At 66.6% G+C, this 10,279-nt stretch carries 4 protein-coding genes; 1 reads left to right on the top strand and 3 read right to left on the bottom strand.

Annotated elements, in window-relative coordinates; all coding sequences use genetic code 11:
* Window positions 1–123: 123 nt before the first annotated feature.
* The 3 genes from ACTJKT_RS27745 to ACTJKT_RS27735 all read right to left on the bottom strand — a co-directional run bounded on the left by ACTJKT_RS27745 (window position 124) and on the right by ACTJKT_RS27735 (window position 3,135).
* The gene (locus ACTJKT_RS27745) at window positions 124–630 is read right to left on the bottom strand and encodes a hypothetical protein (protein WP_440789451.1); all 507 of its coding nucleotides are present in this window, start codon (window positions 628–630) and stop codon (window positions 124–126) included.
* Window positions 631–824: 194 nt separating this feature from the next.
* Window positions 825–2,258 carry an AdeC/AdeK/OprM family multidrug efflux complex outer membrane factor gene (gene adeC / locus ACTJKT_RS27740; protein ID WP_440789449.1) on the bottom strand — a complete coding sequence of 478 codons (1,434 nt, stop codon included), beginning with the start codon at window positions 2,256–2,258 and terminating at the stop codon, window positions 825–827.
* 70 nt (window positions 2,259–2,328) lie between these two features.
* Window positions 2,329–3,135 carry a helix-turn-helix transcriptional regulator gene (locus ACTJKT_RS27735; RefSeq protein WP_440789447.1) on the bottom strand — a complete coding sequence of 269 codons (807 nt, stop codon included), beginning with the start codon at window positions 3,133–3,135 and terminating at the stop codon, window positions 2,329–2,331.
* 684 nt (window positions 3,136–3,819) lie between these two features.
* On the opposite strand from ACTJKT_RS27735, the gene ACTJKT_RS27730 reads away from it, so the two are divergent.
* Window positions 3,820–10,224 carry an amino acid adenylation domain-containing protein gene (locus ACTJKT_RS27730; protein ID WP_440789445.1) on the top strand — a complete coding sequence of 2,135 codons (6,405 nt, stop codon included), beginning with the start codon at window positions 3,820–3,822 and terminating at the stop codon, window positions 10,222–10,224.
* The last annotated feature ends 55 nt before the right edge of the window (window positions 10,225–10,279 follow it).

Here is a 10,279-nt window from a genome sequence, read left to right as displayed (position 1 = left end):
CTCGCTCCTACAGTAGCCCCACTATCGTCCTTAACTGACTGGCATTACTCGCTGGAGTGGCTTTTCTGCTGCCCGGAATCTGCGTCCTGCAGCGCATCAGCCGCGCTGCAAGGCCGCATCGGCTCAAGGTTTTGGCGGTGGGGTAAAGGTGCCTGGGCAATAGGCCGCCTCGCCATAGCCCTGGGTGCGCTTGACCACTTCAGCCAGGTCCGCCTGGCTGTTGAAGTCATAGGCGTAGATCCCGAACTCGGGGTCGAAGAAAAACAGATTGGTGGTGTTCTTGTAGATGCCCATCGCATGCCCGCCGGCGGTCACGCTCTGGCCCTGGGCGGAAACGAAGAGGAAGTTGCCGGCCTTCAGGGCTTTGAGCGAATCCACGGTGGTCGGCACCGGGTTGAAAGGGGTGAAGCTTGAAGTGGGCAGTAGCAGGGGCGGCAGCAGAAAAACGAAGGTCTCGCCGTCTTCCACCTGATCCTGCAGGTCGTCGCATTGCTCTGGCGTCAGTTTCATGGCCTGGGCCAGGCCGTTGTTGTCGATCGCCGCCAGCCACTTCATCACGGCCGCCTCGCAGACGCCCTTGCGGTGCCGGGGCGTTTTGTTGACCCATTTGACTAACAGTTTTCCGCTCATGACCGCTCCTTGGCGATGCCTCTGTCCAGTTGTCCGGTTCGTTGAATGCCTGGCTTGCCATACAGGCGGCGAAGCCCGGGTTGTTCCAGCCGTTGCAAACAGCCTGTTGAGGTATAGATCGGCTTTTTTGCCTTAACAAGAACCTCGCCATGGCGGCGCGATGACCGGTTCCTGGCCGGGGCTGCGCGCCGTTGTCAGGGCGCGCGCTGCGCCAACGCCGGGTTCGACTCTGCCTGCCAGGACCCGCCCAGCGCCGTGTACAGGTTGACCTCGGCGATCAGCTGCGCCAGCCGGTCGTTGATCAGCCCCTGTTGCGCGCTGAACAGCGAACGTTGCGCGTCGAGGAACGTAAGGTTGCTGTCCACGCCGGTGCGGTAGCGGTGTTCCGCCATCCGGTAATAGTCCTGGGTGGCCGCCACCAGGCTGCGCTGGGCGTCGAGCTGGTCGCTGTAGGTCTGGCGCGCGGCGAGGCCGTCGGCGACTTCCTGGAAGGCGGTCTGGATCGACTTTTCGTACTGCGCGACGCTGATGTCCTTCTGCAGCTTGGCGTAGTCGAGGCTGGCCCGCAGGTTGCCGGCATTGAAGATCGGCAGGTTGATCTGCGGCTGGAAGGCCCAGCTGCCGGAGCCGCCCTTGAACAGCCCGGCCAGTTCCAGGCTGGAGGTGCCGGCGTTGGCCGTCAGGCTGACGCTGGGGAAGAAGGCGGCGCGCGCCGCGCCGATATTGGCGTTGGCGGCCTTGAGCTGGTACTCGGCCTGGAGGATGTCGGGACGGCGTTGCAGCAGGTCCGAGGGCAGCCCGGCCGGGACCTGGGCGATCAGGTCGCTGGCCAGCGGCCGGGCCGGCAGCGAGTCGGCGACCTGGGTGCCCACCAGCAGGGTCAGGTTGTTCAGGTCCTGGGCCACCTGGCGCTGGTAGCGGGCCAGGTTGGCGCGGGCGCTTTCGACGCTGGTCCGGGCCTGGCTCACATCCAGGGCCGAGACTTTGCCGGCATCGGCGCTGCGAGTGGTCAGGCGCAGGCTTTCTTCGTCGGCGGCCAGGGTCTTGGCGGTCAGCGCCAGCAGTTCCTGGTCGGCGCGCCAGGTCAGGTAGGCGCTGGCGACGTTCGCCACCAGGCTGAGCTGGGCGCTGCGCCGGGCTTGCTCGGTGGCCAGGTAGCTCATCAGGGTCTGTTCGGTGAGGCTGCGCACCCGGCCGAAGAAGTCCAGTTCATAGGCGCTGACCCCCAGGGTCACCGAGTAGGACGACTTGATCAGCGACTTGCCGGTGCCGGTCACGTCCCCCGGCAGGCGCTGGCGCGAGCCGGCGCCGGTGGCGGACACCGCGGGAAACAGGTCGGCGCGCTGGATCCGGTACTGGGCCTGGAAGGCTTCCACATTCAAGGCCGCGACCCGCAGGTCGCGGTTGTTGACCAGGGCGCTGCGGATCAGCGTCTGCAGCTCAGGGTCATGGAACAGGCTGTGCCAGTCCGCTCCTTGTTCGGCAAATGCCGTGGCTTGAGTGGCATAAGCCGGGCCCTGCGGGTACTGGGACTCAACCGGTGCCGCGGGCTGCCGGTAGTCCGGGATCAGCGAGCAACCGCCCAGCAGCAAAACAAGGCTTATCAGGGACAGCGGGGACTTACTCATTGAACAGCCTCATCTACAAAAGCCGCGGCGGCGTCGCCCCGGGCGGGTTGAAAAGCGGGCAGGGCGCCGCTCAGGCGCCGACCATCCATTTCGCCAGGCCGTGCCGGCCGCTGACCCCGAGCTTGGCGGCGGCGCGCTTGAGGTAGGTTTCCACCGAGCTGTTCTTGACGCTGAGGCGCTCGGCCATTTCCGGCACCGTGCCGCCGGTCAGCAGGCCCAGGCAGACCTCTTTCTCCCGCGCCGACAGGGTGATGTCGCCCAGGCACAGGCGCTCGTTGAATTCCCGTTGCAGCGGCGATTGCTCGACCGCCGCCAGCGGGCTGCTGGGCGCCAGGCCGAGGTTTTTCTGGCAGGCCTGGCGGTTGATCTGGGCATGGCGCTCCACCAGCGGCAGCAGGGTTTCCGAGAGGCTCTTGAGAAACGACAGCTCGGCCAGGGAAAACAGCCGTTGCGCAGGGGGACGCAGGAAGGTGATGACACAGCGGCGATTGGCTTTGCGCGACACCAGATGGCACTGGTGGGAGAGGTAACGCGGGTGTTTGCTGGAGGTCTGGGCGTTCATCTGGATCAGTAGCGAGTCGTTCATCTCGATCATCTTTTCCAGCAGCGGATGATCGTCCTGGTACTGCGAGGGCTGGGTGGGCGGCAGTGCCTCCTCGAGCCCGGCACTGCCCAGCGGCTTGATCTCAAGAGGGCTTGCCTGGCGTTCGTCGAGGGTCCATTCGGCGAGTTCGACCCGCTGCACAGGCACCAGCTTGTCCACCAGGTGCAGCATCTTCGCCGCAAACAGCCCATGGCCGGTGCTGGAAATCAGCTCCCCCAATTCGTTGTAGAAATGCGCACTGTCTATGTTTCGAATACTGCTGGTCAGACTCATATCCCTATCATCCCTGATGTAGACAGATCGTCGAACGGTTGGCGTCGGCGGCCACCACCCGTCCTTGCAACGAATGTCCGTGGCCGAGATTTTTCATTTAATCCCGCGGGTTTACCCAGCGTCTGTAGCTGAAAGCGGGGACACAAGCTGCCATAAAGTCCGCGTTGTTAATTTGACGAATTTCGCCCGAAAGGGCGGTTTTGCCAGAGGCACGGGTGCTCGGGTTTTTAAGATAGTTCTTTGATATTCATAGGATTTATCTGAGAGGACGGTACTTTTTATCCTGGGCGCCGTCCGGAACCTGTAGTGGATGTCCTACACACTTTTAAGCCTTTGAATCGAGAATTATTAGCTAGTACGTGCGCGCAGACCGATCCCCGAGCTGGCAGTAAGTCAATTTTCGACTATCCATCCATCCTGGCCTGAACCGCCCGACCGCGGGCTGGGCTGTCCGGGTTTCAGGTGACAGACAGGTCGCCAGGGCGCTGGTTAAATCCGTGGATGCCTCCGATACCAGGCGCTGCCGGGCTCTGCTCAGGGCATGCCTCAGGGTATGGACACCTCACATGAGAAGGATCTTATGAAGCTTTTTTCCGTAGCCGCCCCAGGTGCGTTTGTCGCGATCGAGAACCCTTGCCGCCAGCCCGGACGTGCTATGGCTGCCTGTGCTCAGGAGGGCCGGCCATGACCCCGTCCAAGCTTGAGTCACAAGCCTTTGCCCTGACCGCCGCCCAGCGCGATATCTGGCTCGACCAGCTGAGCCGGGGCGATTCGCCGCTGTACAACATCGGCGGTTACGTCGAACTCGCCGGGCCTTTCAGCGCCGAGCTGATACAGCAGGCCATCGAGCTGCTGGTGCGCAAGCACGATGCCCTGCGCACCCTGCTGCTGCCTGACGCCGGTAGCGACGGCCTGCCTTTGCAGCGCTTCGCCCAGAGCATGCCGGTCGAGGTGCCGCTGGAGGACCTGAGCGCACATCCTGAGCCGCTGGCGGCCGCCCAGGCCTTGATCCGGCAACGCATGGAGCAGCCGTACCCCTTCGACGGCGGCCCGCTGTTCCGGTTTTTCCTGGTGCGCCTGGATGCCCGCCATCACCTGCTGGGCACCCAGGCCCACCACCTGATTCTCGATGGCTGGGGTTTTGGCCAGATGCTGCAATCCCTGGGCGGGATCTACAGCGCGCTGCAGGCCGGGCGCCGTCCCGAGTTGTCGGCGCCGTCCTATGTCGAGTTCATTCGCGACGATGCCCGCTACCACGACTCGCCGCGTTACCTACGCGACCGGGCGTATTGGCAGGACAAATACCGCAGGCTGCCCGAGCCGCTGCTGATGCCGCGGTATCGCGAGCGTTTCGCCAGGGAAGCCGCGGCCGCCGGCGACACCCCGAGCAACAATCTGCTGCAGCCGTTCCCCACGCATTTGCACGAACGCATGAAACAGTGGGCCAGAACCTGCCAGGCCTCGGCCTTCCACGTGCTGCTGGCGGCCCTGTACGTCTATTTCACCCGCACCGCGCAGCGCGATGAATGGGTGGTGGGGCTGCCGATTCTCAACCGTTCCAATGCCCGCTTCAAAAACACCCTGGGGCTGTTCACCCAGGTCAGCGCGGTGCGTTTCTGCTTCAGCCAGGACCTGCCGTTCGGCGAGCTGGTGCGGGCGGTGCGCGATGTGCTCAAGCAGGATTTCCGCCACCAGCGCTTCCCGCTGAGCGAGATGAACCGCTCCCTCGGCCTGCTGCGCGAGGACCGCGGGCAGCTGTTCGACCTGTCGCTGTCCTACGAGCAGGACGACCACGATTATCGCTACGGCGAAGCGCTGGGGCATTCGGTCAAGGTCTGCAACGGGCACGAGCCGCTGCCCCTGGCCATCCACCTGCGCAGCAACAGCTACAACGACAAGGCGTGGATGCATTACCTCTACAACGAGGCGTATTTCCAGGGCGGGGAAATCGAGGCCCTGGCCGAGCGCCTGGTGCATGTGCTGGAGCAGGGGCTGGCCGACACCCGCCTGCCGATCGCCGAGTTCTCGCTGCTCAGCGCCCGCGACACGGCCCAACTGCAAGAGTGGAACGCCAGCGGCCGGGCGCCGGCCTGCACCCAGCCGTTGCACGCCCATATCGAAGCCCAGGCAGAAGCGCGGCCACAGGCATTGGCGGCGGTCTGCCTGGGGCAGTCGCTGACCTATGCCGAGTTGAACCGCAAGGCCAACGCTCTGGCCCATCACCTGCGGTCGCTGGGCGTGCAGCCCGACAGCCGAGTGGCCATAGTCGCCCGCCGTGGCCTCGACACCCTGGTCGGCCTGCTGGCGATCCTCAAGGCCGGGGCCGCCTATGTGCCGATCGATCCGGCCCATCCCGCCGAACGCCTGAACTATCTGCTGGAGGACAGCGCGCCGCTGGCGGTGCTGACCCAGGCTGAATTGCTGGCGCGCCTGCCGGCCCTGAGCGTGCCGGTGATCGAACTGGGCTCGGACAGCTGGTGGGAGCAGCCGCAGACCAACCCGCAGGTCCCCGGGCTGACCCCGGCGCACCTGGCCTATGTGATCTACACCTCCGGCTCCACCGGTTTGCCCAAGGGGGTGATGGTCGAGCACCGCACCCTGGCCAACCTGGTGGACTGGCACTGTTCGGCCTTCGACCTGGGACCGGGCGGCCAGACCAGCAGCCTCGCCGGTTTCGGTTTCGATGCCATGGCCTGGGAGGTCTGGCCGGCCCTGTGCAGCGGCGCGACCCTGCACCTGCCGCCGGCCCACGACGGCAACGAAGACATCGAGGCGCTGCTCGACTGGTGGCGCGCGCAGCCGCTGGATGTGAGTTTTCTGCCGACCCCGGTGGCCGAGTACGCCTTCAACCAGCGCCGGGGCCATCCGACCCTGCGCACCTTGCTGATTGGCGGCGACCGCCTGCGCCAGTTCGCCGAGGATCCGGGGTTTGCCGTGATCAACAACTACGGCCCCACCGAAGCCACGGTGGTCGCCACCTCCGGGCGGGTCGCGGTCGGCCAGGGCCTGCATATCGGCCGACCCATCGATCACACCCGGGTCTACCTGCTGGACGAGCAGCGGCGCCCGGTGCCGGTGGGCGTGGCCGGGGAGCTGTATGTGGCCGGCGCCGGGGTGGCGCGGGGCTATCTGAACCGCCCGGAACTGACCGCCGAACGTTTCCTCAATGATCCCTTCAGTGATGAAAGCGGCGCACGCATGTACCGCACCGGCGACCTGGCGCGCTGGCTGGCGGACGGCAGCCTCGAATACCTGGGACGCAACGACGACCAGGTGAAGATCCGCGGCATGCGCATCGAACTGGGGGAGATCGAAAGCGCCCTGGCGGCCCTGAGCGGTGTGCAAGAGGCGGTGGTCCAGGCCCGCGACGGGCGCCTGCTGGCGTATTTCACCGAGCAGGAGCAATCGCTGGAAATCAACCAGCTGCATGCCCAGCTGCAAAGCCATCTGCCGGACTACATGCTGCCCGCGGCCTATGTACGGCTGGCGGCGCTGCCGCTGACCGCCAATGGCAAGCTCGACCGCCGGGCCTTGCCGGTGCCGGGGCAGGAGGCCTTTATCACGCGTGGCTACGAGGCGCCCCAGGGCGTGGTGGAAACCCGGCTGGCGGCGATCTGGGCTGAGCTGCTGCAGGTCGAGCGGGTCGGGCGCCAGGATCATTTCTTCGAGCTGGGTGGGCATTCGCTGTTGGCAGTGACCCTGGTGGAGCGCATGCGCCAGGCCGGGTTGCAGGCCGATGTGCGGGTGCTGTTCGACCAGCCGACCTTGGCCAGTCTTGCAGCGGCGGTCGGCGGCACCCGGGAAGTCGAGGTGCCGGCCAACCGCGTTGTCCCGGACTGCCTGCGGATCACCCCGGAGATGCTGGTGCTGGCGCAGCTGGACCCGGCGAGCATCGAGCGCATAGTCGCCACGGTGCCCGGCGGCGTGGCCAATGTGCAGGAGATCTACCCCCTGGCGCCGTTGCAGGAAGGGCTGCTCTATCACCATATGACCGAGGCGCGCGATCCCTACCAGCAGCATGCAATGTTCGCCTTCGATAGCCTGGGGCGCCTGGATGCCTTTGCCCAGGCCCTGCAACAGGTGATAGCGCGGCACGACATCCTGCGCACCAGCCTGGTCTGGGAAGGGCTGGAGCAACCCATGCAGGTGGTCTGGCGCCAGGCCCGGCTGCAACTCGAGGAAGTGCTGCCGGACCCGGAGGGCGGCGATATCGTCCAGCAGTTGCGCGAACGCCTGGACCCAGGCCTGCGTCCGCTGGACCTGGGCCGGGCGCCGATGATGGCCCTGGCCTACAGCGAAGACCCGCGGAACCGGCGCTGGATCGGCATGCTGCGCTTCCATCATCTGGTCAACGACGCCACCTCCACCGGTGTGCTGCTGGAAGAAATTCGCGCCCATCTGCAGGGGCGGGCCGAGCAGTTGCCGGAGGCGGTGCCCTATCGCCGTTATGTGGCGCAGACCCGTCTGGGCAGCCGCGACGAGGAACACCAGGCCTTCTTCCGCGAGTGGCTGGCGGACGTCGACGAGCCGAGCCTGGCCTTCGGCCGGCTGGAGCGCAAGACCGTGGGCGACGAGCATGAAAAAGCCGAATGCCAGTTGACTCCGACCCAGTCCCTGCGCCTGCGCAGCCAGACCCGGGCCCAGGGGGTGAGTGCGGCGAGTGTCTTCCACCTGGCTTGGGCCCTGGTCCTGGGGCGCCTGTGCGGGCGCGAGGATGTGGTGTTCGGCACCGTGCTGCTGGGGCGCCTGCAGGCCGGCGCCGGGGCGGATCGGGCCTTGGGCATGTTCATCAATACCTTGCCGCTGCGCCTCGACCTGGCCGGGCAGACTGCGGCGCAGGCCGTCCGCGAAACCCACAGGCGCTTGAGCGCCTTGCTCGCCCACGAACACGCGCCGCTGGCGCTGGCCCAGCGTTGCAGTGGCGTGGCCGCGCCGACGCCGCTGTTCAACAGCCTGCTCAACTATCGCCATGGGCAGGCTGCGGATGGCCAGGACTTACTGGGCGATTTGCCAGGCATCCAGCTGCTCGGCAGCGAAGACATCCTCAGCTACCCCCTGATGCTGTCGGTGGACGACCTGGACGAAGGGTTCAAACTGAGCGCCATGGCGCCCCGCAGCCTCGGGCCGCAGCGCCTGCTGGACACCCTGCAAACCGTGCTCGACGGCCTGGTGCAGGCCCTGGAGCAATCGCCACAGACCGCGCTGCGCCAGCTGCCGGTATTGCCGCCGGCCCAGCTGCACCAGTTGCTGGTGGAGCTCAATGCCACCGAGGTCGACTACCCGCGCGAACAGACTTTGCACGGGCTGTTCGAGGCGCAGGTGCGGCGCACGCCGCACGCCATAGCCTTGCAGTTCGAGAACCGGCAGTTGACCTATGCCCAGCTCAACCAGCGCGCCAATCGGCTGGCCCATCACCTGCGCGAACGCGGCGTGCAGCCCGATACCCGGGTCGGCATCTGTGTCGAGCGCAGCCTGGAACTGGTGATCGGCCTGCTGGGGATCCTCAAGGCCGGTGGCGCCTATGTGCCGCTGGACCCGGGGTATCCCCAGGAGCGTATCCACTACATGCTGCAGGACAGCGCGCCGCTGGCGGTGCTGGTGCACGGCGCGACCCGCGGGCTGCTGGCCGGGGTGGCGGCCGAGCTGATCGACTTCGACCGCTGCACCTGGCAACAGCAACCCGCGGACGACCCGCTGGTCCCTGGACTGAATGTCACGCACCTGGCCTATGTGATCTACACCTCCGGCTCCACTGGCCTGCCCAAGGGCGTGATGATCGAGCACCGCGGCCTCGGCAACCTGATGCACTGGGGCTCGCAGATCTGCCCGGATGCGCAGCAGGGGGCATTGTTGCAGCGCGCGCCGTTCAGCTTCGACGGTTCGGTGTGGGAGCTGTTCTGGCCGCTGACCAATGGCATGCGCCTGGTGCTGGCGCGGCCCGACGGGCACCGCGAGCCGGCGTACCTGGCGCAGACCATCCGCGAGCAGGGCATTACGGTGATCAAGTTCGTCCCGGCGCTGCTCCAGCAGTTCCTCGAACTCGACGAGGTCAGCCAGTGCAGCAGCCTGACCGACGTGTTCAGCGGGGGCGGCGAACTCACCGCGGCCATGGCCCGGCGCTTCCAGCAGCTGTTGCCACAGGCGCGGCTGCACAACGTCTATGGCCCCACCGAAGCCACGGTGGACAGCACCGCCTGGACCCTCGAACCCGGGGCGCCGGTGCCGGACATCCAGCTGCCGATCGGCCGGCCCATCGGCAACACCCGCCTGTATGTGCTGGACGAGCACGACCGGCCGGTGCCCATGGGTGTCAGCGGCCACCTGCATATCGGCGGGGTGGGGGTGGCCCGGGGTTACCTGGGGCTGCCGCAGCTGCAGGCCGAGCGGTTTATCGACAGCCCCTTCGTTGCCGGCGACCGCCTGTATCGCAGCGGCGACCTGGTGCGCTACCGCGCCGATGGCTGCCTGGAGTTTCTCGGGCGCAACGACTTCCAGGTCAAGCTGCGCGGCCTGCGGGTCGAGCTGGGGGAGATCGAGGCGCGCCTGGCCAGCCATTCGGCGCTGCGCGAAGTGGTGGTGCTGATGCGCGACGAGCGCCTGGTGGCCTATTTCACCCTGCGCGACGTCGCGACGGCGCCGGGCATCGAAGGCCTGCGCGGACATCTGCTGGCCCAGGTGCCGGAGTACATGGTGCCCTCGGCCTTCGTCCAGCTCGAGGCCCTGCCGCTGAGCCCCAACGGCAAGCTGGACCGCAAGGCCCTGCCGGCACCGGGGCAGGACGCGGTGCTCAGCCGCAGCTTCGAGGCGCCCCAGGGCGAGGTGGAAACCGCCCTGGCGCAGATCTGGGCCGAGGTGCTGAAGATCGAGCGGGTGGGGCGCCATGACCACTTCTTCGAACTCGGCGGGCATTCATTGCTGGCGGTCAGCCTGGTGGCGCGCATGCGCCAGGCCGGCCTCGATGCCGATGCCCGGGTGCTGTTCAGCCAGCCGACCCTGGCGGAGCTGGCGGCCAGGACGGTGGGTCATGTGCAGCGGCTGGCCATTCCGGCCACCACCATCCCGAGCCTCAACCGCAAGCGCCGTCTCTGACGGCGAAACATCTCCTCACACAGCTACCCCTACCAGAACGCGGCGGCCCGAGGGC

Source organism: Pseudomonas sp. 22526 (assembly GCF_052044735.1).
Lineage (GTDB): Bacteria > Pseudomonadota > Gammaproteobacteria > Pseudomonadales > Pseudomonadaceae > Aquipseudomonas > Aquipseudomonas piscium.
The sequence above is the reverse complement of the archived record's forward strand: the minus strand, read 5'-3'. Positions and strand labels throughout refer to the sequence as shown.

What these genes read in the sequence shown, in the direction of transcription:
- adeC (WP_440789449.1), bottom strand. Translation starts at nt 2,258, where the DNA reads ATGAGTAAGTCCCCGCTGTCCCTGATAAGCCTTGTTTTGCTGCTGGGC.
- ACTJKT_RS27735 (WP_440789447.1), bottom strand. Translation starts at nt 3,135, where the DNA reads ATGAGTCTGACCAGCAGTATTCGAAACATAGACAGTGCGCATTTCTAC.
- ACTJKT_RS27745 (WP_440789451.1), bottom strand. Translation starts at nt 630, where the DNA reads ATGAGCGGAAAACTGTTAGTCAAATGGGTCAACAAAACGCCCCGGCAC.
- ACTJKT_RS27730 (WP_440789445.1), top strand. Translation starts at nt 3,820, where the DNA reads ATGACCCCGTCCAAGCTTGAGTCACAAGCCTTTGCCCTGACCGCCGCC.